Annotated in this window: 22 protein-coding genes and 2 pseudogenes; 8 read left to right on the forward strand and 16 right to left on the reverse strand. The window is 65.5% G+C overall.

What is annotated here, in order from left to right; all coding sequences use genetic code 11:
- The first annotated feature begins 19 nt into the window (after positions 1-19).
- From modB to PXJ20_RS14705, 3 genes are read left to right on the forward strand one after another with little or no spacing between them, the layout of a single operon-like run.
- Positions 20-694, forward strand: coding sequence for a molybdate ABC transporter permease subunit (modB, locus tag PXJ20_RS14695; RefSeq protein WP_026121180.1), 675 nt, complete (start codon positions 20-22; stop codon positions 692-694).
- A gap of 16 nt (positions 695-710) precedes the next feature.
- Positions 711-1,478 carry a molybdate ABC transporter substrate-binding protein gene (gene modA / locus PXJ20_RS14700; RefSeq protein ID WP_017773483.1) on the forward strand — a complete coding sequence of 256 codons (768 nt, stop codon included), beginning with the start codon at positions 711-713 and terminating at the stop codon, positions 1,476-1,478.
- Between the two features lie 13 nt (positions 1,479-1,491).
- Positions 1,492-2,283, forward strand: coding sequence for an ATP-binding cassette domain-containing protein (locus PXJ20_RS14705; protein WP_413214111.1), 792 nt, complete (start codon positions 1,492-1,494; stop codon positions 2,281-2,283).
- A 75-nt stretch (positions 2,284-2,358) separates the two neighbouring features.
- Here the strand turns inward: PXJ20_RS14705 and PXJ20_RS14710 are convergent, their stop codons facing one another.
- Positions 2,359-2,574 (reverse strand): DUF3820 family protein, encoded by a 216-nt coding sequence (locus tag PXJ20_RS14710; RefSeq protein ID WP_026121182.1) that lies wholly within the window; start codon positions 2,572-2,574, stop codon positions 2,359-2,361.
- A pseudogene (locus PXJ20_RS14715) lies at positions 2,522-2,869 on the reverse strand (carotenoid oxygenase family protein); the annotation flags it as partial. The pseudogene PXJ20_RS14715 and the gene PXJ20_RS14710, both read right to left, overlap by 53 nt.
- A gap of 54 nt (positions 2,870-2,923) precedes the next feature.
- Here PXJ20_RS14715 and PXJ20_RS14720 point away from each other — a divergent pair.
- Together PXJ20_RS14720 and PXJ20_RS14725 are read left to right on the forward strand one after the other, a co-directional pair.
- A complete protein-coding gene (locus PXJ20_RS14720; RefSeq protein ID WP_017773486.1) occupies positions 2,924-3,295 on the forward strand; it encodes a VOC family protein in 372 nt (123 codons plus the stop codon).
- Positions 3,296-3,368: 73 nt separating this feature from the next.
- Positions 3,369-3,786: pseudogene (locus tag PXJ20_RS14725) on the forward strand (DDE-type integrase/transposase/recombinase); the annotation flags it as partial.
- 46 nt (positions 3,787-3,832) lie between these two features.
- On the opposite strand, the gene PXJ20_RS14730 reads toward PXJ20_RS14725, so the two are convergent.
- From PXJ20_RS14730 to PXJ20_RS14765, 8 genes are all read right to left on the reverse strand, one after another.
- A complete protein-coding gene (locus PXJ20_RS14730; RefSeq protein ID WP_421031302.1) occupies positions 3,833-6,184 on the reverse strand; it encodes a DUF1989 domain-containing protein in 2,352 nt (783 codons plus the stop codon).
- Between the two features lie 16 nt (positions 6,185-6,200).
- On the reverse strand, positions 6,201-7,565 hold the full coding sequence (locus tag PXJ20_RS14735) for an NAD(P)-binding domain-containing protein (RefSeq protein ID WP_017773488.1): 1,365 nt from the start codon (positions 7,563-7,565) through the stop codon (positions 6,201-6,203).
- Between the two features lie 35 nt (positions 7,566-7,600).
- Positions 7,601-8,494: a bifunctional 5,10-methylenetetrahydrofolate dehydrogenase/5,10-methenyltetrahydrofolate cyclohydrolase gene (locus PXJ20_RS14740; RefSeq protein ID WP_421031301.1), complete on the reverse strand. Its 894-nt coding sequence runs from the start codon at positions 8,492-8,494 to the stop codon at positions 7,601-7,603.
- Positions 8,491-9,348, reverse strand: a complete 858-nt coding sequence (gene purU / locus PXJ20_RS14745; protein ID WP_277599251.1) for a formyltetrahydrofolate deformylase — start codon at positions 9,346-9,348, stop codon at positions 8,491-8,493. Before purU ends, PXJ20_RS14740 begins: the two co-directional genes overlap by 4 nt.
- An 84-nt stretch (positions 9,349-9,432) precedes the next feature.
- Positions 9,433-10,563 (reverse strand): aminomethyltransferase family protein, encoded by a 1,131-nt coding sequence (locus PXJ20_RS14750; protein ID WP_421031300.1) that lies wholly within the window; start codon positions 10,561-10,563, stop codon positions 9,433-9,435.
- Between the two features lie 49 nt (positions 10,564-10,612).
- Positions 10,613-11,623, reverse strand: coding sequence for a heme-dependent oxidative N-demethylase family protein (locus tag PXJ20_RS14755; RefSeq protein WP_421031299.1), 1,011 nt, complete (start codon positions 11,621-11,623; stop codon positions 10,613-10,615).
- A gap of 10 nt (positions 11,624-11,633) precedes the next feature.
- Positions 11,634-12,569: a PDR/VanB family oxidoreductase gene (locus PXJ20_RS14760; protein ID WP_421031298.1), complete on the reverse strand. Its 936-nt coding sequence runs from the start codon at positions 12,567-12,569 to the stop codon at positions 11,634-11,636.
- Positions 12,566-13,135, reverse strand: a complete 570-nt coding sequence (locus PXJ20_RS14765) for a dimethylamine monooxygenase subunit DmmA family protein (RefSeq protein ID WP_421031297.1) — start codon at positions 13,133-13,135, stop codon at positions 12,566-12,568. Before PXJ20_RS14765 ends, PXJ20_RS14760 begins: the two co-directional genes overlap by 4 nt.
- A 296-nt stretch (positions 13,136-13,431) precedes the next feature.
- Between PXJ20_RS14765 and PXJ20_RS14770 the strand changes: the two genes are divergently transcribed.
- Genes PXJ20_RS14770 through PXJ20_RS14780 form a run of 3 tightly spaced genes read left to right on the forward strand, consistent with a single transcriptional unit; the run spans position 13,432 to position 15,981 of the window.
- Positions 13,432-14,553 carry a sensor histidine kinase gene (locus tag PXJ20_RS14770; RefSeq protein WP_421057425.1) on the forward strand — a complete coding sequence of 374 codons (1,122 nt, stop codon included), beginning with the start codon at positions 13,432-13,434 and terminating at the stop codon, positions 14,551-14,553.
- Positions 14,553-15,224, forward strand: coding sequence for a response regulator (locus PXJ20_RS14775; protein ID WP_017773496.1), 672 nt, complete (start codon positions 14,553-14,555; stop codon positions 15,222-15,224). Before PXJ20_RS14770 ends, PXJ20_RS14775 begins: the two co-directional genes overlap by 1 nt.
- Entirely contained in the window at positions 15,214-15,981 is a 768-nt protein-coding gene (locus PXJ20_RS14780; RefSeq protein WP_421031294.1) for a PAS domain-containing protein, read from the forward strand. The genes PXJ20_RS14775 and PXJ20_RS14780 overlap by 11 nt, the downstream gene beginning before the upstream one ends.
- Positions 15,982-16,089: 108 nt before the next feature.
- On the opposite strand, the gene PXJ20_RS14785 is transcribed toward PXJ20_RS14780, so the two are convergent.
- The 6 genes from PXJ20_RS14785 to PXJ20_RS14810 form a co-directional block, all read right to left on the reverse strand.
- Positions 16,090-17,256, reverse strand: a complete 1,167-nt coding sequence (locus tag PXJ20_RS14785; RefSeq protein WP_421031293.1) for a porin — start codon at positions 17,254-17,256, stop codon at positions 16,090-16,092.
- Positions 17,257-17,453: 197 nt separating this feature from the next.
- The gene (locus PXJ20_RS14790; RefSeq protein WP_421031292.1) at positions 17,454-19,142 is read right to left on the reverse strand and encodes an APC family permease; all 1,689 of its coding nucleotides are present in this window, start codon (positions 19,140-19,142) and stop codon (positions 17,454-17,456) included.
- A 149-nt stretch (positions 19,143-19,291) separates the two neighbouring features.
- On the reverse strand, positions 19,292-20,983 hold the full coding sequence (locus PXJ20_RS14795) for an electron transfer flavoprotein-ubiquinone oxidoreductase (protein ID WP_421031291.1): 1,692 nt from the start codon (positions 20,981-20,983) through the stop codon (positions 19,292-19,294).
- A 22-nt stretch (positions 20,984-21,005) separates the two neighbouring features.
- Entirely contained in the window at positions 21,006-21,683 is a 678-nt protein-coding gene (locus tag PXJ20_RS14800) for a HutD family protein (protein ID WP_421031290.1), read from the reverse strand.
- Entirely contained in the window at positions 21,680-22,639 is a 960-nt protein-coding gene (locus tag PXJ20_RS14805; protein ID WP_421031289.1) for an electron transfer flavoprotein subunit alpha/FixB family protein, read from the reverse strand. Before PXJ20_RS14805 ends, PXJ20_RS14800 begins: the two co-directional genes overlap by 4 nt.
- Positions 22,636-23,415: an electron transfer flavoprotein subunit beta/FixA family protein gene (locus PXJ20_RS14810; RefSeq protein WP_421031288.1), complete on the reverse strand. Its 780-nt coding sequence runs from the start codon at positions 23,413-23,415 to the stop codon at positions 22,636-22,638. The genes PXJ20_RS14805 and PXJ20_RS14810 overlap by 4 nt, the downstream gene beginning before the upstream one ends.
- Positions 23,416-23,421: the final 6 nt, after the last annotated feature.

The raw sequence follows: 23,421 nt of genomic DNA on the forward strand, positions 1-23,421 counted from the left end.
TTCACACGGATTGTCGGAAATGTCGGATTCCCTACATTCAATGGACTGGTCGCCATTCTGGCTTTCGCTGCGCGTGGCGGGCATCGCGACGGTGCTCGCGCTCGTGGCGGGCATTGCGTTGGGCTGGCTCTTCGCGCGCCGGCGCTTTCCGGGCAGCGCGATGCTGGAGGCGGTCTTCATGCTGCCGCTCGTGTTGCCGCCCACGGTGATCGGCTACGGGTTGCTGGTCGCGGCCGGTCGGCGCAGCGTGGTGGGCGGCTGGCTGTATCGGCAGGTGGGCTACACGGTCGTCTTCAACTGGCACGGGGCCGTGCTCGCGTCGGCCATCGTCGCGTTGCCGCTCGTGCTGAAGTCCGCGAACGCTGCGTTCGCTGGTGTGGATCGCTCGCTCGAGGCCGCAGCGCGCACGCTGCGCCAGTCGCCGTGGTCCGTGTTCGTGCGCGTTACGCTGCCGCTCGCGTGGCCCGGCATCCTCGCCGGCACGCTGCTGGCCTTTGCGCGCGCCATGGGCGAGTTCGGCGCGACGCTGATGGTGGCCGGCGACATTCCCCACCAGACGCAAACGCTTTCCATGGCGATCTACGACGCCATGCAGGACGGCCGCGACCAGGCCGCCTTGCTGCTGGTGTTCGTCACGTCGATGCTTTCTATCGCAGTGCTGGTGTTGTCCGGCCGCTTTCTCTCTCTTCGCTGACTTCTTGAGGTGATTTGTGAACCGTCTTCGCGCCGTTTTGTTCGCCATCCTGATTGCAGTGCTGTCTTGTGTCGTGCTGCCCTCTGCCGCGCTCGCGCAGCAGCTCACCGTTTCGGCTGCGGCCAGTCTGACCGAAGCGTTCAACGAGGTGGGCGCGAAATTCCAGGCGTTGCATCCGGACGTGACCGTGCGCTTCAATTTCGCGGCCTCCGGCGTGCTGCTTCAACAGGTTCGTGAGGGCGCGCCTGTCGATGTGTTTGCCAGCGCAGATGAGCAGACGGTGACGCGCGGCGTGCAAGCCGGCTTGTTCGATGCCTCCACGCGGCGCGACTTCGCTGCAAACGCACTGGTGTTGATCGTGCCCGCGGCGCAGGGCTCGCCCGTGAAGAGCGTGGCGGATCTTTCGAACCCGGCCGTGCGGCGCATCGCGATCGGCAAGACGTCGACGGTGCCGGTGGGCCGCTACACGCAACAGGCGCTTGAAAAAGCGATGCTCTGGAATGCGCTCGCACCGAAATTCGTGCAGGCCGACAGCGTGCGACAAGTGCTCGATTACGTCTCGCGCGGCGAAGCCGAAGCCGGCTTCGTCTATCGCACCGACGCCGTGCTGATGCCCGGCAAGGTGGAGATCGTGCAGACCGTGGGCGGACACGACCCCGTGACGTATCCCGTGGTCGCCGTGAGCGCGAGCCACGAGCAGGCACTTGCGAAGGCGTTCATCGACTACCTGCTGAGTCCCGCCGCGCAGGACATCCTGAAGCGCCACGGCTTCTCGCAGCCGTGACTGCCTGCACGCGATGATCGATATCGATCTTGATGCCACCGTTTGCGACGGCGCACGGCGTTTCACGCTCGCCACGCGGTTCATCTCGGATGCGCAGGTGGTCGCGCTCTATGGCCCCTCGGGCGGCGGCAAGTCGATGACGCTGCAGGCCATGGCGGGGCTGCTGAAACCGCAGCATGGGCATGTGCGCATCGGCGCGCGCGTGCTGTTCGATTCGCGACAGGGCATCGACCTGCCGCCCGAGCAACGCAGCGTCGGCTATCTGTTTCAGCACTACGCGCTGTTTCCGCACCTGAACGTGCGCGACAACATTGCGTTCGGCCTGACGACATGGCAACGGCGCAGGCTTTCGCACGACGACGCCCGGCACGTGGACGAACTGCTGGAGACGTTCGGGCTCGCGGCACTGGCGTCGAGCCGTCCCGCCACGCTCTCGGGCGGGCAGCAGCAACGTGTCGCGCTCGCTCGCGCACTAGCATGCCGGCCGGGCCTGCTGTTGCTCGACGAGCCCTTCGCAGCGCTGAACCCGCTGCTGCGTGACGAGTTGCGTGGGCAGTTGGGCGACGTGTTCGCGCGCTGGCAGATGCCGGTGGTGATGATCACGCACGACATCGACGACGTGCTGGCCTTGGCCGACGTTGCGTTCATCGTGGAGAGCGGCCGCGTGATTCGCGAAGTGGATGTGCGAAGCGGCGAGTCGCGCGCCATGACGACGCGCGCGCTGCTGCCGGGGCGTGGCGCAGAACCGCTCGATGCGCGCGCACACCGCGTACGGGAACTGCTGCACGTGCACGCGGCGCGTTGAGCGGCGGGGAGCGCATCTGTCGAGAGCTTGCCGGATGCGTGATGAACGCCGACGGGCCGCATCGACGCGATTGCGTTATTCGCGCTTGCGCAGCGGATCGAGCAGGCCCCTCAGGCCGTTATGGTCCATCTCGTGCATCAGCGCGAGCAGCCGCCCGATCTCGCCGCGCGGGAACCCTTCGCGGGCCAGCCAGTTGAGGTAATGCCCGGGCAGGTCGGCAATGAGCCGACCTTTGTATTTACCAAAGGGCATGGCGAGGGTGACAAGGCGTTCGAGGTCGGGGGCTGGCATGGGCGGTATTGTGCACGGCTTTGCGTTTTCGCCGGGCAAGATCGCGCGCATCGAGCACGACAACGTCGCTGGTATCCGTCGGGTGGCGGTACACGCAACACAGCAACCATCCGTCGTCTTCGGCTGTCGTCCTGCGTCGCGGCACGAAAACCGGCTCGCTGTTCTGATCCCCCGGTGGCACCGCATACCGTGCAAGCGCACCGCTTTCCCAGTCGTACTGCACGATTGCGCGCAGTTCGATGGGGGTCGGCTGCCCGGCGGCGTAGCGCTGTCGGCGACGTGTGGCAACATCGCGGTGAGCGCTCGATCGCGTCCGGCCTCGCGCAGATCCCACACTCCAGGAGAACCCATGTTCGACCACGTCAAATTCGGCGTCAGCGACTATGCAGCCAGCAAAGCGTTTTTCCTCAAGGCACTCGAACCGCTCGGCGTAGCGGTTGTCGGGGAGGGGGTGCCGACATACGGTGTCGAGCTGAGCCCGCCGGGCAAGGCGTCGTTGTGTCTGTACCAGACCGGGGAAAAGCCGGCGCATCTTCACCTGGCGTTCGTAGCCGAGACTCGCCAGCAAGTCGAAGATTTCTATCGCGCAGCGCTCGCCGCGGGCGGCAAAGACAATGGCGCACCGGGTCTGCGCCCGCACTACCACGCGAACTACTTTGCCGCGTTCGTCATTGGTCCGGACGGGCACAACATCGAAGTGGTTTGCCACAAAGCGGCCTGAGTTTTCGCCCGGGCGGAGATCACTCCATCCGGCAATGTCAACGTGAAGGCCGCGCTGGGTAGAGTTGGGGGATGACATCGAGGAATTGCTGCTCGAGCGCGGCGTCGTGGTCAGCTACGAGTCGGTGCGCAACGGGTGCGACCGGTTCGGCGCGATGTATGCCTGCCAGGTGAAAGCGGCCCGGCCGCGTGCCGGGCACGACGTGGCATCTCGATGAGCTGTTCGTCAAACTGCGCGGTAAGCCGTACGTGCTGCTGCAGAAGCGCCGCGACAAAACTGCGGCAAGGCGCTTCTTCGGAAAGAGGCTGCGCTGATACCCGGTGCCCCGGAAGATTGTCACCGACCGGCTGCACAGCTATCCGGCGGCAAGAGCCGAGGTGCCGCAGCTGGCCAGCGTGAAGCACGTCTTCGTGAAGGCCTCGGCGCGGGTCAATCACCGAGAGGAAAGCAGCCACCAGCCGACGCGCCGGCGTGAGCGTCAGATGCAGGGTTGCTCATGGTCGGCGTTGTCGACGCAATTGCAGCGCTAGCCGGCTGTCAGCTCCGCACGCGGGACTTCTCCGGATCGTAGAAAATCGGCGCTACGACCGTGGCGTCGATGCGCTTCTGCTGGCCGTCGAGTTTGCCGATCTGCACGACCGTGCCCGGTTCGGCGTAAGCCACGTCCAACCGGCAGAGCGCGACGTTGCGGCCCGTGGCCGGCGAGCGGGTCGCGCTTGTCACGACGCCTGTCTGGGCCCGTCCTGTGTGCACGCAATCGCCATGCGCGGCGGGCTCGTTGCCGGCGAGTTCGAGCCCGACGAGCTTGCGTTGTGAATGCGCGCTACGGCGCAGCAGCGCTTCGCGTCCGATGAAATCGTCGCTCTTGGTTTTCAGCGGTACGCAAAAGCCTATGCCGGCTTCGAAAGGATCGATTTCATCGCTGAATTCGTGGCCTGAAAACGCGAGCCCGGCCTCCACGCGCAACATGTCGAGCGCATCGAAGCCGAGCGGTACGAGTCCGAACGGCTCTCCCGCCGACCACACGCTATCCCACACGGCCGCCGCATGATCGGGATGACACCAGATTTCGTAGCCAAGCTCGCCGGTGTAGCCCGTGCGGCTGACACAGACCGGCAGCCCGTCGTACCCGCCGATGCGGCCCACCAGAAAGCGGAACCAGCCGAGGCCAGCAAGCGTAGGTTGGGTTCCCGGTGTCCAGACGATCTGTTGCAGGATCGCGCGGCTCTGCGGTCCCTGCACGGCGACGTTGTGAATCTGCGCGGAGGCCGATTTGACCCAGACCTTCATACCGAGTTTTTCGGCCTGTTCGCGCAGCCAGATGCCGGCGTAATCCTCGCCGCAGATCCAGCGGAAGTTGTCCGGGCCGAAGCGCAGCAGCGTGCCGTCGTCGAGTATGCCGCCGTGCGGGTAGCACATGGCGGCATACACCACTTGCCCGACCGCGAGCTTGCGGACGTCGCGCGTGAGGCAATACTGGAGCAGCGCTTCGGCATCGGGCCCGAGGATGTCGAATTTGCGTAGCGCGGAGAGGTCCATGATCGCGGCACGTTCCCGGCAGCCGTAGTATTCGTCGATTGCGCCGTAGCCGTCGAACTGCGAGGGCAGCCACCAGCCGCGGTATTGCGTGAAGCGGCGCGTCAGCGCGGCGGTGCGCGGATGAAAGCCGGATTCCTGCGTGAGAACCGCCGGGGCGTCGGGCGTGGATCGGATGGCCATGGACACGGAAATGCGCTCCTTGCTCGAATAGGTGCGAACCTGGATATCGGTCGGATTCCAGCCGTTGGCCGGGTCGATGTCGTCGGGGCACGACGTGCTGACGCAGACGAGATCCCTTTGCGCGCGCAACAGCACGTAGTCGCCGGGCCGCGACCACGGTTCGTCGATCGTGATCTGCTGACGGGCGTCGATGCTCGTGTTGAAAAAGAAGTTGATGGCCGGCCAGCCGGGGCGCGCCGGTACGCCGAAATTCGCGAGGGCGGCGCTGATGTTGTCGCTGCAATTCGGGTGACCGGGGTAGCCTTGCGACTCGTAATACCGCGCCGTGCAGGCGAGCGAGAACGAGTCATGCCGGCCTGCCGTATCGCGCACGACCTCCAGCATCGGTCGCATGTTGCGGTCGTAGAAGCGGGAGAACAGGCCCGGTGCAGGCCAGGCGCTGCCGTTCAGGGTACGCGTGACGGTCGGGTCGAGATCGAGCACGTCGCCTTGCTCGAGCGCGGCGAGATCGAACGCGACGAAGTCTGTGCATTGCCGTCCTGCCACGTCGAGTATCTGGACGTACTCGCCGGCCCGCACGGTATAGGCCCGCGCCGTACCGGGGTGAATCAGGAAGTCGTCGAGCGCGTCGGCCAGCGGCACGCTCTCTTGCGGCTGGTGCACAAACGGGGGATGGGCGCGGCGCACGACGAGCTGAAGCTCCGTCGCCTGCTGTCCGATCTCGTCGGGCGTACCCGGTCTGCCCGGCGCGGCCACGAACACGACCACGGGCTCGCTCGCAGTCATGGTGCAGGCATGGCCGGCGGCCGTGCCGGGCGGCCACAGCACGGCCGCCTGCGCCCGCCGGACATCGAGCCCACGGCGGGCGAGGATGGCCGATATCTTGACGTTGTGCTGCGTTGCCTGCCCGAGCGAACCGGCAATGAAGGTCGCGCGCGCGTCCGCCCGCAGGTCGAGGGCGGCCAGCGCGCAGCGGCCGTCTCCGGCATGCACGGCGAGCAGTTCCGCCGGTTGGAGCCCTTCGATGTCGATGACCTGCAACGTGTCGCCAGGTTGCAGCTCGACGACACTCAGGCCGCCGCCAGCCACGCGGTATCGTTCACATCCGTCGTGATGGCCAGCGAGAGCCGGCTCGTGCGGTCGGGAGACGGAAGGTGCGCGAATCGTCATGAGCAGGCTCCGCGTTTCAACCGGCTTTGGCGATGGGTGCCGGCTCGCCGAGGTAGGCCTCCATCGAGTCATCCAGCGCCTTGATCCACGGCGTGTGATGCGGCGGGGACTGGGTGCCGGTCATCAGCGAACGATACGACTTGTTGCGATACGCCATGATGTTCTCGTGCTTGTCGTGCTTCCATTCGAGAAACGTGCGGTTGACGCCGGCAATGTCGAAGCTCGGGTAATCCGTCGCGTCGATCAGCTCCTGGATGTAGCTGCCCTGGAACTCGAACATCTCCTGATTCGTGACGAGCTTTTCTTCGCGGGCTCGCCACGCGAGATCTTCCGCGTGCATCGCTTCGCGCGAGGGCAGGGCAATCCGGCCGAGAATCACGTCGCGCACGTACCAAGCCTGGGCGTCGAACATGTTGAACGAGTACCAGAGATCCTGCATTCCGAGATAGATCATCTGCGGGTTGGCTTCCCAGAACACGCCCTTGTAGAGGTTCAGCGGCCACAGGCGGTTGTTGGTGCGCAGGCGCAGGCTGTCCGGCAGGAAGGGGAAATGATGCTTGTAGCCGGTGCAGAGAATGATCGCGTCGATCTTGCGCGTGGAGCCGTCCGCGAAGAAGGCCGTGTTGCCGTTCACGTACTTGAGCAGCGGCTTTTCTTCCCAGCTGGGCGGCCACTGGTAGCCCATCGGCTGCGTGCGGTAGCAGCTCGTGATGCTGCGGGCGCCGTATTTGTAGCATTGCGAACCGATGTCTTCGGCGGAGTAGCTGCTGCCGATCAGCAGAATGTCCTTGCCGCGGAATTCCATCGCGTCGCGGAAATCGTGTGCGTGCAGGATGCGGCCTTTGAACGAATCGAAGCCGGGGAACGTCGGGGCGTCGGGCGTCGAGAAGTGTCCGCACGCGTTGACCACGTAATCGAAGGTCTCGCTGTACGTGACATCGCGGTCGAAGTCGTGAACCGTGACGGTGAACTGGCGGGTCGCATCGTCGAAGCTTACGTTGCGCACGACCGTGTTGAAGCGGATGTGGGAACGCACCCCTGCTTTTTCGACGCGGCCCTTGATGTAGTCCCACAGGACTTCGCGCGGCGGGTACGAGGCAATGGGCTTGCCGAAGTGTTCCTCGAACGTGTAGTCGGCAAATTCCAGGCATTCCTTCGGACCGTTCGACCACAGGTAGCGGTACATGCTGCCGTGTACCGGCTCGCCGTGCTCGTCCGTGCCGGTGCGCCACGTGTAGTTCCACATGCCGCCCCAGTCGGCCTGCTTTTCGAAGCAGACGAGATCCGGAATTTCCGTGCCCTTCGCCGCGGCCGACTGGAATGCGCGAAGTTGCGCGAGACCGGAAGGACCGGCGCCGATGATTGCAACGCGTTTCTTCATGGTGTTCACCTTGCTGGAAAGAAATCGGGCGGCGGTCAGGCCGCTGAAGCGGGAGCCTGCTGCCGCAGGCCATGCTGCGCGGCTGCGGCGGCAATCGTGTTTTTCATCAGGAAAGCAATGGTCATCGGCCCGACGCCGCCCGGCACGGGCGTGATCGCACTGGCGACGCGCGATACGCTGTCGTAGTCCACGTCGCCGACGAGTTTCGGTTTGCCGTCCACTTCGATGCGGTTGATGCCCACGTCGATGACGATTGCGCCTGGCTTGACCCAGTTCGCGTCGATCAGTTGCGGCTTGCCGACCGCGGCGATCACGATGTCGGCCTGCCGGCACAGTTGCGCCGCATTGACGCTGCGCGAATGCACGACGGTGAGCGAGCAGTTCGCCTGGAGCAGCAGTGTCGCCACGGGTTTGCCGACGATGTTCGAGCGGCCCACCACCACCGCGTGTCTGCCGCTCAGGTCTTGCGCGACCAGGCGCAGCAGATGCAGGCAGCCGCCCGGTGTGCACGGCGCAAGCCCCGGTTCGCCGAGCACGAGCCGACCGACGTTTTCGCGGTGGAACCCGTCCACGTCCTTGGCTGGGTCGATTGCATCGATCACGGCGCTTTCGTTGAGTCCTGCGGGCAGCGGCATCTGCACGAGAATGCCGTGCACGGCCGGATCGGCGTTGAGCTTTGCGATCAGGCCGAGCAACGCGGGCTCGTCCGTGTCGGCCAGCAAGCGGTATTCGAGCGATTCGATGCCGGTTTCGCGGGCGCGCAGCACCTTGTTGCGCACGTAGACCTCGCTGGCCGGATCGTTGCCCACCAGCACGACGGCGAGGCACGGCGCCACGCCCTGCGCGCGCAGACGCGACACGTCTTCGCGCAGCGTGTCGAGCAGACGTGCGGCCTCGGCCTTGCCGTCGATCACGTGTGCGGCGTTCATCGGAAGATCACCGTGCGGTGCTGGTTCAGGAATACGCGGTGCTCCGTGTGGTATTTCACGGCGCGCGAGAGGGCCACGGTTTCGGTGTCCCGGCCGATGGCCACCAGATCGTCGGGCTTGAGCACGTGGTCCACGCGCTGCACTTCCTGTTCGATGATCGGCCCTTCGTCGAGGTCGGACGTCACGTAGTGGGCCGTGGCGCCGATCAGCTTGACGCCGCGGTCGAACGCCTGGTGATACGGCCTCGCCCCTTTGAAGCCCGGCAGGAACGAGTGGTGAATGTTGATGGCGCGGCCGGCCAGCTTCGTGCAGAGATCGTTGGAGAGAATCTGCATGTAGCGGGCGAGCACGACCAGCTCCGTGCCGGTTTCCTCGACGATGTGCAGCAGATCGGCTTCCTGGCGGGCCTTCGTTTCCGGCGTGACGGGCAGATAGACGAAGCGGATGCCTTCGCGCTCCACCATCGGGCGCAGGTCCAGATGGTTGGAGACAACCGCGGTGATGCGTATGCGCAGTTCGCCCTTGTGCAGCCGATAAAGCAGGTCGGCGAGGCAATGGTCGAACTTGCTGACCATCAAGAGAACCTTCATGGGCTCCGAGGCGTTCGTCAGTTTCCATTGCATCGAGAAATCGTTCGCAATGCTGGAGAATTCATGACGCACGCGATCGATGTCGCTCTTGGCGCCTTCGTTGAAGCGAAATACCGCCCGCATGAAAAACGTGCCGCTGGTCTCGTCGTCAAACTGGGCGAGTTCGCCGATATAGCAGTGCGACGCGGCAAGGTAAGAGGTGACCGCTGCCACGATGCCGGATGTGGCGGGGCAGCTCACCGTCAAAATGTAGTTCTGGCTCACGCTGAGTCCTTGAGTCCATGTGAAGGAAAAACCGGGCGGCGCGCGCGGCCTGGCCGGGCGCGTCTTTTGCACGCGGGCAATCGCCTAGCCGATTGCGGTGCGTTTCTTCTTTTCCGGATCGTCGAACGGCAGCGCCGCGGCGCGGGCCGTGGCTTCGATGCTGCCCCTCACCACGAGCGGCGTGCCCGGTACCGCCTGCGGGACGTCGAGCCGCGCGATCGCGAGAGAGCGCCCGGTCAGGCGCGAGTACATCCCGCAGGTCACGACGCCGACCTGCCTGCCGTCGTGCCAGAGCGTGTCGCCGCCCGCGCTGGCTTTTTGCGAGTCGATCTCGATGCCGAAAATCCGGAAGCGCTCGCGCCCCTGGAGACGGAAGTGTTCGGTCGCGCCGCAGAATTCGGTCTTGCCCGGCGAAACAGTGAAGTCGAGGCCGAGTTCCCACAGCGTGTCGCCGGCCTTTTCGTCGGCGAAGGGATACATTTCCGAGTTGTCGTACGGATAGAACAGCAGGTAGCTTTCAACACGCAGCCAGTCGAGTGCCGTGAACGCGCAAGGGATGATGCCGAGCGGCTGGCCTTTCTCCAGGATGGTGTCCCAGATCAGCGGGGCATCCGCAGCCTTGCAGAAGATTTCGTAGCCGCGCTCGCCGGTATAGCCCGTGCGGGAGATCGTCACCGGCCGCCCGAACAGGCGGGTCTGCACGTGGTGGAAGTACGGCAGGTCGCGAATGCCGGGGACGTATTCGGCCAGGAAGTCGACTGCTGCCGGGCCTTGCAGCGACAGATCGTGCAGGTCGTCGTCGAACAACACGGCAACCTGCCGTCCGTAAGCAGAACGGACGAGGCGTTCATAGCCCGTTCCCGAACCGTGCACGACCATGAACGCATTGGGACCCGTGCGATAGATGATGCAGTCGTCGATGAACTTGCCTTCCTCGTTGAGGATAGCGGCGTAGACCGACTTGCCCGGATAGAGCTTGCCGATGTCGCGTGTGGTCGCCCAGTCCAGCAGGCTTTGCGCGTGCGGGCCGACGTAGTGGACCTTCTTCAGGCCCGAGACGTCCATCAGTCCCGCGCGGGTGCGGATGGCCTCGTGGTGGTCGGCGAGATCGCTGGAGTAGGTCCACGCCGTTCCCATGCCGTTCCAGTCTTCGAGGTTCGAGCCGAGTGCGCGGTGACGGTCGGCGAGTGCGGAAATGCGCCAGGAAGTTGCCATGCTGAATGCTCCGACAAGAAGATGATGGGTTGAATGTCCTGCACGGTGCTTACCTGTCGAACTGGCTCAGCCAGTCCACCAACGTTGTGCGGTACCGCGATATGCCCTTGTATTCGGCGATCGGCTCGGGCAGGTCGCGCATCACGCGGTGCAGGCGGCGCGCCCACTCGGGGTTGGTCGCGAGGTCGGCCATGCTGCATAGAAAGGTGCGGATGCCGAACATCAGCGCATGGCTGCGCGGCAGACGGGCCATGAACTGCAGCTCGACGCGCAGGTGCACGATGTCGCCTACGTTTTCCGGCGTGACGTGGCCGCGCTCGCTGCCCCACAGGTGCCAGGTTTCCGACGAGGTATCGAGGCGCGGATGGATGGTGAGTGTCCAGTTCAGCCGGCGCACCGGGCTGCCGGGCTGGATCGCGAGCAGGTATTTGAGCGCCCGCTCGAAGATGCCGGCCTGGTGTGCGAGCGGAACCGGCGAGTGCCACTGCCTGAAGCTCATGCCGGCATCGAACGCGAGCGACCAGTCCGCCGGGCCGGTAATCACGCCGGCATCCATGAACAGATCGCCGTCGCGCTGATCGAGCAGCGCCATGTCGCCCTGGGTCTGCCGCATGATGTATTCGAGCGGCGGGCAGGGCAGCGTCGCTGCGTCGCCGAACGTGAAGGTTTGCTGAATGTTCAGTGGACGGTTGGTCCAGTGCCAGCGGTCCCCGTCGCATTCGAGCGCGAACCACGCGGGGTAGTCGGCCGCGAGGTGATGCATGATCATGTCGAGCGCGTCCCACGAGGCCGTTTCCATGTGCGGCATCACGATGCACCGGCGCGGGTCCTGTTCGAGGACGATGGCGCGTTCGGCCACTTCCGCGCGGTAGTGTTCGTCGATGTCGAAGTTATGCTCGAAGACCGAACCGGGGTTGCGCGAGACAGCCGGCTCGATGTTGACCGAGTACATGTACTTGTCCTCGGGAAACGGGAAGGGAAAGCGGGCAATGGCCCGTTCGCTGTTGCGAAACGTGAAGTCGTCGCGATACGTTTCGACGGATTCGATGGGCAGGCTCATGGTTCGGCTCTCAGAGATCGAGTGTCAGGGTTCGGCCACACGCACGCGAGACGCAGGGCATCAGATGGGTCGCGCGTTCCTCTGTTGTGAGATACGCGTCGCGGTGCTCGACCTCGCCGTCGAGATACCGTGTCGCGCACTGGCCGCATACGCCGCCACGGCACAGGTTCGGAACGTGGAGGCCCGCGCTTTCCAGCGCTTCGAGCAGGCTCTGGTCCGACGCGACGTCGATGCTGCGTGCGCTGCGTCCGAGTTGCGCGGTAAACGGCGCACCAGGGGCCGCGGCCACGAACGCTTCCCAGTGCACCCGGCTGTCCGGCCAGCCGAGCGCGCGTGCTACATGGCGAACGTCGGCCAGCATGCGTTCGGGGCCGCAGACGTAGACGTGCGCACCGAGCGGCCGGCTGGCGAGCACGCGGCGCGCGTCGAACACGCGCTCGCTGCCGTCGTAGCTGTGCAGGCGTGTGCCGAGTCGCGCCGACAGATCGGCGAGATAGGCATCGGTCAGGCCGGGGCGACAGGCGTAGTGCAGTTCGTAGTCGGCGCCGCTGCGTTCGAGTTCGGCAATGTGCGCGAGGAACGGCGTGATGCCGATTCCGCCTGCGACAAGAATGTGCGTCCGGCACGTCGCATTGAGCGCGAACAGGTTGGCCGGCGCCGTCACGCGCAGCGTCATGCCGGCATGAATGCGTTCGTGCACGAAGGCGGAGCCGCCGCGCGAGCGTTCCTGCCGACGCACGGCAATGCGCCAGGTCCGGCGGTCCATCGGGTCGCCGAGCAGCGAGTAGGCATTGCGGATGGTGCGTGTGCCGTCGTTCATCCAGAGCTGGATGTGACTGCCGGCCGAGAAGGGCGGCAACCCGGCGTCGACCGGCTCGAGCGTCAGTTCGCGGATCACGGGTGTCAGCGAGCGGATCGCGCAGACGCGAACATCGAGCGTATTCATGGTTGGTTCTCCGCGTAGGGATGATCGGGATTCGCGCACGCGCCGAAGTACGCGCCGAGTGCCTGTGAAAAATGCTGGCGCACGGCGAGGCGCAGGCCGCAGCCGGCGCAGATCACTTCGTCGTTCGATGGATAGCCGTGCGTCTCGCCGCAGTGCACGCAATAGACGTTTCGAGATGACCCATGCACCGATGCGCGCATCTCTTCCGCGCGCATGCCGGCTGCGGCGGCGATCCGGCGCACGCGCCAGATGAAGGCTTCGGTACCACACAGGTAAAGGCGCGTGCCGACCGAGGCGGCGGCCAGTGTCTGGCGAACGGCATCTTCGAGTTCGTCCTGCTGCCGGACGTATTGCGCGGTAATGCCGGTCAGTTCGCCTGCTTCACCGGATGCGCCTAGCACGAGCGCGCTCGCCTGTGCGTTGCCGGACAGTTGCGCAGCGAAGGCCGCCTGCTCGCTCAACGCTTCAGCCTGCGCCACCAGCAGATGGGCTGTTCCCGATGCATCGAGCTGCAAGGCGGCATAGCGCGGAACGCTATGCGGATGATCCAGAGGGCTGATCGACATGACATGTCTCGCAAGGGTGGATGCCGCGCGCCGCGGTGCACGCGCGGCCGGCCAGGTTCAAAAAAAGTGCATCGCCTGTCCCATGAACGAGCACGCGTATTCATTCGTGGGCGCTCTGCGGACGGCCTGCTGAGCGCACGTGCTCATTTCTTGTTAGGAAACATGGTTTCTCGACAGTAATCGGCCATCAATCCGGAAGACGAGGTATCCAGAAAGAGGTAAATGTCCGTCGCAAGCGGACAAAGGCGCGAAACTTGCTTGATGCAGCCGTTTTTTCAATCCGAAGCGGATGCCCTGTGATCGCGGATGCCAGTCTGGTCGGTGATGCTTGTCCGGCTGCCGGAAACACGCCGGTAGCGGCGCGTTTCCGTGACGTATTGCTGGCGTGTCTCGCGGAGTTGTTGAGCGATTCCGGACAGGCCACGGCGTTGCAGGTTCTGGCTTGTGGTTTGAGGAATGTCTTGCCGGGAAGCCGTATCGAGCTGGCGGGAAACGGACGCGATCGCCATGAATCGACGCAGGATGCGGCGGCGTGCTGCACGCAGGGGACGCACTGCCAGTTCAGCAAGGCCGCGCGCGCGCCAGCCGGATGGTGTCCCGATTGCAGCCCGTCGACCGGTTTCATGAGGGCCGTGCGTAAGCTGGCCGATGTCGTGCTGGTGCTGGACGTGCCGGCTCCTGCCGAGCCCGGGGTGCTGGACGATATCGATCGCGTCGTGAACATGGTCGAGCGTGCGCTCGAACTCGCGGCAGGCAGGACGGCGGGCACAGTGGGCACCGCGGGCACAGCGGGCGCAGCGGGCCGCGGTGTCGGCGAGGCGGAGGCGTTGACGCGCGAACTGCACGATTCGGTGGCGCAGCAGCTCGGCTTCCTGTCGCTGCTGGTGGCCCGCCTGCCGCAACAGGGCGCGCGCCACGATCCGCTTCTGGTGGAGATCCGCGCGCTCACGACGCGGCTGCAACGCCAGGTACGCGAACTCATCACGAGCGCGAGACTGACGCTCGACGGACGTTCTCTCCAGCAGGCGCTGGCCGATTCGATCGTGGAGTTTTCGCGCCGGTGCGGCGTGGTGCTGGAACTGGACAATCGCCTGCCGCATCTGCGTCTCGAACCTGGGGTCGAACTGCACATCCTGCAGATCGTCCGCGAGGCGTTGTCCAATGTCGTTCGCCATGCTCAGGCCAATCATGCGTGGGTCGTGCTGCGCGACGGTGAGGGAGGGTTCCACGTGTCCGTGATGGACGACGGCGTCGGCCTCGGCTGTGCCTCGGTTGCAGAGAATCACTATGGGCTGACCATCCTGCGCGAACGTGCACAGGCGATAGGCGCCACGCTCGAGTTCGGCAGCGGCACGGACGGAGGAACCTGCGTGAACCTGTTCGTGCCCGGCAGCTTGTCTGCGAAGGAGGTTCGTTGATGAGCCCGACGACCATGCTGCTGATCGACGATCACCCGCTGTTTCGTCGCGGGCTGGCGGAATTCTTCAATTCGACCGGCGAGTTCCGCGTCGTGGGCGACGCATCGAGCGGGCGTCAGGGCGTCTCGCTCGCATGCGAGCTGAGGCCCGCGCTGGTGCTGATCGATCTGCACATGCCGGGCCTGAGCGGCTTGCAGGTGCTCGACGAGTTGCAGCAACTGGAACTGGATTGCGTGAAGGTGCTGTTGAGCGCGGAGATGAGCCGGGACGAACTGATCGGCGCCATTCGCCTCGGGGCGAACGGCTACATGCTCAAGGAGTCGGAGCCCGAGGCGCTGCTCGCCTACGTGCGTAGCTGCATGCAGGGCGTGGTGGTGTTCGACGACGAGCTTGTGCGCCTGCTCGCGCAGACGCGTGCAGCAGGCGACGACGCGGAGCCGCTCCGGGTGTCCGACCTGACCGGCCGTGAAGGACAGACGCTCGCGCTGATCGCAGAGGGGATGAGCAACAAGCAGATCGCGCGCGAACTGGGCATCAGCGAGGGAACAGTGAAGGTGTACGTGAAAAACCTGCTGCGCAAGCTGGGTGTGAGAAGCCGGCTCGAACTTGCTGCATCGGTGCATCGAAGCGGGATGGGGCCGCAGTTGGGGAAGAGTGGCGATGAGTCGTGAGAGCGAAATCATGGAACGCCTGCGCGGCGAGAGACTCGATGCGGACGTGTTTCCGGTCTCGCTGATCCGCGTGTCGGCGGAGGGCCGGATTCAGGGCTGCAATACCGCGTGGGTGGAAGCGATGGAGGCACCCGCGGCGGATACGCTGATGACCGATTACGTTCATCCGGAAGACCGGTGCGTCTGGTGCGCCATGCTGCAGCGTTCGAAGGGCGGCGTCGCCGGCACGGCACGGGAACGGCTGAGGCTGGTTCATCCGGACGGCGGGCTGCTGTGGTACGACGTCTCCGTGCGCGTGGCCGACGACCGTTTCTTCGTCGCGCTGTCGGACATTACCGCGGACCGGCGGCGCGAGACGTCGGCGCAGGCGCATCTGCGTAGCGCACTGGGCCTGCTCGACAACATTCCGGGGATGGTCTATCGCGGCCGCAACAACCGGCTCTGGACGATGGAGTTCGTCAGCGCGGGCTGCGAGAACGTGACCGGCTATTCCCGTCAGTGGTTTCTCGACAGCCAGGAACACACCTTCGGCAAGCTGATCGTGCCCGACGACGCCGACTACGTGTGGGGCAGCGTGCAGGAAGCGCTGGCGGTGCGAGGCGTGTTCGAACTGCGCTATCGCATCTGCTGCGCAGATGGACAGATCAAGCGCGTGTGGGAAACCGGCGTCGGCATTTATTCGGCGAGCGGCGAAGTGCTGGGCGTGGAGGGCGTGATCTTCGAGGTGCGGCCGGGCTATCGCGACGGCGCGTGCTGAGTCCGGATAGCGAAAGCCCGGCAAGGAGGCCGGGCTTCCGCTTGCTCGGGCTGGCCGGCATGGATGCCCGAAGCCCCGTGAGCGTGCGCAGCGGTATCGCCGGGCTGTTCAGAACCGGTGCAGGATGCCGAGGTTGGCGATGACCTGCGCGCCGTTGCTCGACGTGTAGTACATGTCGCCGGCCGATGCGAGCGCGCCGCTCGCGTGCTGGTACGCGCCCACCGCATAGAGCGTCGTGCGCTTCGACAGGGCGTATTGCGCGCCCAACGAAATCTGGTGGATCGATGCCGCCGTCGCGGATGGATCGACGCCTTGCACGGCCGCCGGCGCGCTGCCGTGCACGTAGGCATAGCCGAGCCCGAGCGTCCACGCCTGCGTCGCCTGGTACTGGAACAGCGCGGCGCCCACGTTGAAGTGCACCGACGGCGCACCGTTTGCGCCGTGATACTGCGCGTTGCTGTAGCGCACGCTGACGGTGTACGGGCCCGTCGCGTACTGCACGGCGGCCTGCGCGATGCCGGCCGATCGATACGAGGCCGGATCGTAACCGAGCGCGCCGCCCAGCAGCGGCTGCGCCGTGGCGCTCGACCAGTTGCCGGTCAGCTGGTTGTAGTTCGCGCGAAAGTAGCCGGCCGCTACGGTCAGGCCGCCGGTGGTGCCGGTCGCCGCCACCGACCACGACTGGCCCGCGCCCGTCGCGCCCGCCACGCCGCCGAACGCGTATTCGCCTTCCATCTGCAGCCCGGCGAACACCGGCGACACGTACTTCACCGCGTTGTTGACCACCGTGCCGTCGTCGTTATTGTCGACGTCGCCCGGCGTCGCGAATGCCGACGCGCCCCACATGTCGCCGGTCAAGGGCTGCACCATGTCGGTCACGGCGTCGTACTGGCGGCCGAAGGTCAGCGTGCCGAAGCGCTCCGACGACAGGCCGACGAACGCATCGCGGCTGAAGAGCGAGGCGGCGGGCTGCTGGCCGCTGACCGAACCGTTGGTCGTGTTGAAGCCGCTTTCGAGCTGGAACAGCGCGGCGAGGCCGCCGCCGAGATCTTCCTTGCCCTTGAGACCCCAGAGGCTGACGCCGACCGCGCTGTTGTCGAGCCCGTAGCGGCGCTGCGCGCCCGTGGCGCCGGGACCGCCGGCGTTGCTCACGTATTCGAGCGATTCGTCGATGACGCCGTACAGCGTGACGCTGCTTTGCGCATGAGCCACGCCGCTGGCGGCGAGCATGGCGAACATGGTCAACGACAGCGAGGGCAGGGCAATGTATTTCACCTGGTTCTCCGAAAAATAGCGTGAATGGTTGATCGTGTAGCGTGACGGGGCGTGCGCCAGCCGCCGGCTCCGCGCGCATCGGCGGGGCTGGCGGTTGATACGCATTCCTGTGGGTTGTTCCCCGAGACGGGTCGGGGCGAATAACGGGGCGAACTACGGAGTCACTACTGGGTGAATCGAAACGCGCGAGCCCGGCGTCAGGGGGCAAGCAGGTGGGTCACGACGACCACGGCGACGCCGAGCGCCAGCACGGCGTAAGGCAGGTAGCCCGCCTTGCGCGAGGGCTGGCTGCGGGACAGCTCCATGTCCTCCAGCATCTGGTCGGGAAAGCGCCCTTTGTCGGTCACGTAGTGGCGCCAGACGAAGACGGGAATGATCAGCGCGGCGAAGACCAGTCCCGAGATCAGCGTTCCTTTACCCCACACGTCCGCACCGAATCCCATCAGCGCAAGGTTGACGAAGGACAGCAGCGTGCCCGCTGCAATCAGCCACGTCGGGGCGCGGAACGGCCGGCTCCAGGACGCGCGGTCGATGCGGTGAATCCACGCCGAGTTCAGGTTCAGGAAGTTGAAGATGATGTAGCCCACGTTCGACATCGCGAGCACGACCGTGTAGTCCGACATCATCAGCAGGAACAGGTTGAACACGAGGTCCGTCCACATCGCGCGGGTCGGTGCGCCGTTTTCGTTGACGTGCGAAAGATACTTCGGCAGCCAGCCGTCCACCGATGCCTGGTACAGCGTGCGCGACGAACCGGCCATCGAGGTCATGATCGCCAGAACGAGCGCGAAGACGAGCATGGGCTTGAGAATGTATTCGCCCCACGAGCCGACGTGCGTGATCTTCGCCATGGCCTCGGCAACGCCCATGCCGCTGTAGATGCCCGGCGACAGTACGCCGTCGTAGACCGCCGCCTGCGTGACGTTGCCGGCGGCATCCCGCACTTCGGGCGTGACGAGTTGACCGAGACCCAGTGCGCCCTGGAAGGCGAGCGGCACCATCGTGAAGAACACGATGCACAGCAGGCCGGAGTAGAGGATCGCCTTGACGGTGTCGCGACGCGGATCGCGGAATTCACGCGTGTAGCAGACGGCCGTTTCGAAGCCGTACGTGGACCATGCGGCGATGAAGAGCCCGCCCGCCATCAGCTGCAACCCGCCCGCGTTCCACGTGCCGTCGATGACGCGCCCGGCTGCATCCTTCGCGAGCGGATAGAGCGGCAGCAGATGATCTTTCGGCAGATCGCCGCTCAGGATCGGATAGACGCCTACGATCAAGAGCGGAAGCAGCGCGGCGATGGCGAGGATCATCTGCAGCTTCGCAGCCTGCAGAATGCCGCGGTGCTGAATGGCGAACGCGGCCAGCAGAATGACGGCGCCGATCAGGAAGGTCGCGTTGATGCGCAGCGTCAGGCCGCTCGCGAGCCAGCCGAGATCGAGCAGGGTGATCTGCCACGTGTTGATGGCGGCCGTGGCCGGGAACAGCATGTTCAGCACGTAGCCTGCGCCCATGCCGGAGCCGATGGCCAGCACCGGCGACCATGCGAACCAGTTGCACCAGACCGAGAGCGGTGCGAGCAGCTTGCTGTAGCGAACCCAGGCGATGGCACCGTAGACGGAGGCGCCACCCGACTTGTGCGGAAAGAGCCCCGCGATTTCTGCATAAGAGAAGGCCTGGATGAAGCCGAATCCGATCGAGAGCATCCAGACGATCCACGACGGCTTGCCGACAGTCGCCGCGATCGAACCGATCGAAAAAAGCACGAGCGCAGGAACACCGCTCGCTACCCAGAAGGCGCCTGCCCAACCTATCTTTCGATGCAGGCCCGAAATTTCAGTCTGGAGTCCAGATAGATTCGTCTGCGCCCCATCGTTGATTGAACTCATGTAGTGTCTCCGACGATATGCAAACTAGCTTGCACACGTTGAAGATCGTCAACCAATAAATCGAAATCAACCTTCACGAAGATATACCCCTAACGGAGTAGCGGTACATCTGCTATGCGGGCCATTGAACCGGGCATTCGGCGGGGCGATTACATCCCGGCGTAATTGGGCCCGCCGCCGCCTTCCGGGGCCACCCAGACGATGTTCTGTGTCGGGTCCTTGATGTCGCAGGTCTTGCAGTGCAAGCAGTTCTGCGCGTTGATCTGCAGCCTGTCGGCGCCGTCGTCGTTCTTGACGAACTCATACACCGCCGCCGGGCAGAAACGCGCCTCCGGCCCCGCGTAGGTGCGCAGGTTCACGTCGACGGGAACCTGCGCGTCCTTCAGCGTCAAATGCGCGGGCTGATTCTCTTCGTGGTTCGTATTGGAAATGAACACGGAAGAAAGCCGGTCGAAAGTGAGCGCGCCGTCGGGCTTCGGATACTCGATCGGCTTGCATTGCGATGCGGGCTTCAGCGGTTCGTGATCCGCGTGCCGGTGATGCAGCGTCCACGGCACGTTGCCGCCCATGATCTTCTGCTCGATGCCCACCATCAGCGTGCCGAGATACAGTCCTTTCGACATCCACTGCTTGAAGTTGCGCGCACGGTGCAACTCCGTGTAAAGCCACGACTGCTCGAATGCCTGGGTGTACGCGCTGAGTTCGTCGGCGCGGCGGCCGGCTTGCACGGCGTCGAACGCCGCTTCGGCAGCAAGCATTCCGGTCTTGATGGCTGCGTGGCTGCCTTTGATGCGCGCGGCGTTCAGGAAGCCCGCGTCGTCGCCGATCAGCGCGCCGCCCGGAAACACCGTTTTCGGCAGCGACATGAGCCCGCCCGCCGTCATGGCGCGCGCGCCGTACGAGAGGCGCTTGCCGCCTTCGAGAAACGCGCGGATGGCCGGATGCGTCTTGTAGCGCTGAAATTCCTCGAACGGCGACAGGTACGGGTTCGTGTAACCGAGACCCACCACGAAGCCGACCACGACCTGGTTGCCGTCCAGGTGGTACAGGAACGAGCCGCCGTACGTGTCGGCCTTCAGCGGCCAGCCAGCCGTGTGAATCACGAGTCCCGGCTGGTGCTTCGCGGGATCGATTTCCCACAGTTCCTTGATGCCGATTCCGTACGCCTGTGGGTCGCGGCCGGCGTCGAGCCCGAACTTCGCAATCAGCTGGCGCCCGAGGTGGCCGCGGCAGCCTTCGGCGAACAGCGTGTATTTCGCGTGCAGTTCCATGCCGGGCTGGAAATTTTCGGTCGGCTGGCCGTCCTTGCCCACGCCCATGTTGCCCGTCGCGACGCCTTTCACCGAACCGTCGGCGTGGTACAGCACTTCTGTCGCCGCGAAGCCCGCAAAGATTTCGACGCCCAGCGCTTCGGCCTGCTGGCCGAGCCAGCGCGTGACGTTGCCGAGGCTCACCACGTAGTTGCCATGGTTGCGGAAGTTGTCCGGCAGCGCCCAGTCCGGCGTCTTTCGCGCGCGCTTTTCGGACAGGAACAGGAAGCGGTCTTCGGTGACCTCGACGGTAAGCGGCGCGCCGCGTGCTTTCCAGTCGGGAATCAGTTCGGTGAGCGCGCGCGGGTCCATCACGGCGCCGGAAAGAATGTGCGCGCCGATTTCCGAACCCTTTTCGAGCACGCACACGCTTATCGCGGCGTCCGTGCGGGCGGCGAGCTGCTTGAGCCGAATGGCTGCGGAGAGCCCGGCGGGCCCGCCGCCGACGATCACCACGTCGTATTCCATCGAATCGCGCGAAACGTGCGAAATGTACGATTCGCCGGGTTCGATCAGCGAGGCATGAGACATGAGCGGATGCGAGAGAGAAGGGTTAGCGTGCGGCTGAACCCGCAGCGATGGCGATCGAGATCAGCCGGGATTCGGGCGCGATGGGCGTCAGGTCGAGTTCTTCGCTGCGGCCGTCGAGCCACAGCCCGTGCATGGGGTGCAGGTCGTGGGCGCCTGTCAGCGTACTGCCCACGCGCCAATGGCCCGACGCGCAGATCAGCATCTGCGTGGGCGCCGGTGTGACACGATGCGAATGCGTTGCCACCACGACGGTGGCAACGCAGGCCGCGCGCCGCGTCATGACGTTGAGCACGTGTGTTGGCCGGACGACGTCGCGCGCCCACACCGGCATGTCGCCCGGAAAGTGCGCGGGGGCGAAGGGGCTTGCGATCAGGTGTCCGTCCTGTGCGTGCAGTTCGACGCTCGTGTTGTCCATCGGCACCAGCACGCGGTCCATGCCCGCAAAGCGCGAAAACGCGGCCGAGCCCTCTAGCGTGGCAAGACTGATGCGCCAGTCGACCTCGCCGTGAGGGCCGGTGCCGCTCGCGATCGTGCGCGTGACGCCCGCGCCGTTGGCCCACGCTTCAGGTGGAATCTGCGCGCAATCGACGAACCGGACGCACGGATAGCGCGATGCCGGCACGCTGTTCGTCGCGCGGGCGGCAGGCGCAACCGCTGCGCCGTGCAACGACGCGCCACCTTCGTAGCTCGCGTGCGTCATGCGCCGTCTCCGGCCCCGACGTGGCGCTCGAGCGCGCTCACCACATCGAACAGGTCACCAACGAAGCCCACATCCGCAAACGAGAAGATCGGCGCATCGGGATCTTTGTTGATGGCGACGATCAGCTTCGAGTCTTTCATTCCGGCCAGATGCTGAATGGCGCCGGAAATGCCGAACGCGAGATAGGCGTCGGGTGCCACGGTCTTGCCGGTTTGCCCCACCTGGATGGCGTTCGGCGCGTAGCCTGCATCGACTGCCGCACGCGAGGCGCCCAGGGCCGCGCCGAGCCGCGAGGCGAGTGCGCCAAGCCGCGCCATGTTTTCGCCGGACGCGAGGCCGCGACCGCCCGAAACCACGATCGGCGCATTCGCGAGATCGATTCCGGTGGCCTCTGCACCGTTGCGTTCGAGCAAGGTCGTCGCGGCGAATGCAGGCGGTGCTTCGAGCGAGGCGATCGGCGCTGGTTCGGTGCGATCTCCCGCTACCGCGAACGACGACGTACGAACGGTCGCGAAGGTCGTGTCGCGCGTGCTGGCCACCGTCGCGACGATGCTCCCCGCGTAGAGCCCGCGCACGAAGTGGCCGTCGCCGGTGAGGCCGGTCACGTCGGCCACGAACGCGGCGTTGGCGAGCGCGGCGGCGCGCGGCAACGCATTGCGGCCCAGTGTGCGATGGGCGGCCACGATGAGCGAATAGCGCGGGGCCAGGCCGGCGAGCTGCGCGGCAAGACTTTCCGGCGCGATGTCGTTGGGCAACGCCGCGTTGGCGGAGGCCGGCGTATCCGGCTGGATGACGCAGTCCACGCCATCGATCAGCGCGGCCTGTGCGGCCATGGCGGGATTGAGGACCAGCACATCGACCGGACCGCGGCGCACACGCGCCGCGCTCACGAGGCGGCGAACGGCCTCCGGCAGCGTGTGGTCGGCAGTCGGTTCTGCGACGACGAGCGTTCTCATGCGCTGGCTCCTGAACGGGAAAAGACGTGGTGTGCGGCGAGCGCGGTGAGCAGTGCATCGACATCGGCGACACGATGGCCGGCGCGCTGCACGGACGGTTCATCGAGCCGCACAGTGCGCGATGCCGGTGCGAGATCCACGGCGAACCGGCTCGCGTCGACGATGGCAAGCGGCTTCTGTTTCGCCTTGACGATGCCGGGCAGCGTGACGCGCCGCGGTTCGGCAAGACGCAGGTCGGCGCTGATGACGGCGCGCCCGGCGAGCAGCCACGTTGCGGTGCCGCTGTCGTCGCCGCAGACCACGCGCCAGCCGTCGCCTTCGCGAACGAGCGCCGTGGCGTCGAGCCCTTGCGGCCAGCCCAGCAGGCCGGCGAGCATCGGCGCGACGCCTCCTGTGTCGTCGTCGATGGCCTGCTTGCCGCAGAGCACGAGATCGTAGGGCGACGTGTCGAGCCAGGCGTGCAGCAGGCGCGCGACGCCTGCGGAGTCCAGATGCGTGGCGGCATCGCCCGTATCGATCAGGACCGCGTCGTCGGCGCCCATCGCGAGGCCCGTGCGCAGCACGTCCTGGCAGACCGGCAGGCCGCACGTGATGACTGTCACATGCGCGGCGTGGCCGGCTTCGCGCAGGCGCAGCGCCATTTCGAGCGCGCATTCGTCGAACGGATTGAGGGACATCTTGAGGCCAGTGGTCTCGACGCTGCCGGTCGAACCGACGCGCACGCGCACGTTCGGATCGACGACGCGCTTGACCGGCACCAGTATCTTGAGGGACATGGATGT

This window comes from Paraburkholderia sp. A1RI_3L (genome assembly GCF_048957895.1).
Lineage (GTDB): Bacteria > Pseudomonadota > Gammaproteobacteria > Burkholderiales > Burkholderiaceae > Paraburkholderia > Paraburkholderia kururiensis.

Excerpts from the sequence above, each read along its gene's own strand:
- modB (WP_026121180.1), top strand. The coding sequence starts at position 20 with ATGTCGGATTCCCTACATTCAATGGACTGGTCGCCATTCTGGCTTTCG.
- PXJ20_RS14705 (WP_413214111.1), top strand. The coding sequence starts at position 1,492 with ATGATCGATATCGATCTTGATGCCACCGTTTGCGACGGCGCACGGCGT.
- PXJ20_RS14710 (WP_026121182.1), bottom strand. The coding sequence starts at position 2,574 with ATGCCAGCCCCCGACCTCGAACGCCTTGTCACCCTCGCCATGCCCTTT.
- PXJ20_RS14720 (WP_017773486.1), top strand. The coding sequence starts at position 2,924 with ATGTTCGACCACGTCAAATTCGGCGTCAGCGACTATGCAGCCAGCAAA.
- PXJ20_RS14730 (WP_421031302.1), bottom strand. The coding sequence starts at position 6,184 with ATGACGATTCGCGCACCTTCCGTCTCCCGACCGCACGAGCCGGCTCTC.
- PXJ20_RS14735 (WP_017773488.1), bottom strand. The coding sequence starts at position 7,565 with ATGAAGAAACGCGTTGCAATCATCGGCGCCGGTCCTTCCGGTCTCGCG.
- PXJ20_RS14740 (WP_421031301.1), bottom strand. The coding sequence starts at position 8,494 with ATGAACGCCGCACACGTGATCGACGGCAAGGCCGAGGCCGCACGTCTG.
- PXJ20_RS14750 (WP_421031300.1), bottom strand. The coding sequence starts at position 10,563 with ATGGCAACTTCCTGGCGCATTTCCGCACTCGCCGACCGTCACCGCGCA.
- PXJ20_RS14755 (WP_421031299.1), bottom strand. The coding sequence starts at position 11,623 with ATGAGCCTGCCCATCGAATCCGTCGAAACGTATCGCGACGACTTCACG.
- PXJ20_RS14760 (WP_421031298.1), bottom strand. The coding sequence starts at position 12,569 with ATGAATACGCTCGATGTTCGCGTCTGCGCGATCCGCTCGCTGACACCC.
- PXJ20_RS14765 (WP_421031297.1), bottom strand. The coding sequence starts at position 13,135 with ATGTCGATCAGCCCTCTGGATCATCCGCATAGCGTTCCGCGCTATGCC.
- PXJ20_RS14775 (WP_017773496.1), top strand. The coding sequence starts at position 14,553 with ATGAGCCCGACGACCATGCTGCTGATCGACGATCACCCGCTGTTTCGT.
- PXJ20_RS14780 (WP_421031294.1), top strand. The coding sequence starts at position 15,214 with ATGAGTCGTGAGAGCGAAATCATGGAACGCCTGCGCGGCGAGAGACTC.
- PXJ20_RS14790 (WP_421031292.1), bottom strand. The coding sequence starts at position 19,142 with ATGAGTTCAATCAACGATGGGGCGCAGACGAATCTATCTGGACTCCAG.
- PXJ20_RS14795 (WP_421031291.1), bottom strand. The coding sequence starts at position 20,983 with ATGTCTCATGCCTCGCTGATCGAACCCGGCGAATCGTACATTTCGCAC.
- PXJ20_RS14800 (WP_421031290.1), bottom strand. The coding sequence starts at position 21,683 with ATGACGCACGCGAGCTACGAAGGTGGCGCGTCGTTGCACGGCGCAGCG.
- PXJ20_RS14805 (WP_421031289.1), bottom strand. The coding sequence starts at position 22,639 with ATGAGAACGCTCGTCGTCGCAGAACCGACTGCCGACCACACGCTGCCG.
- PXJ20_RS14810 (WP_421031288.1), bottom strand. The coding sequence starts at position 23,415 with ATGTCCCTCAAGATACTGGTGCCGGTCAAGCGCGTCGTCGATCCGAAC.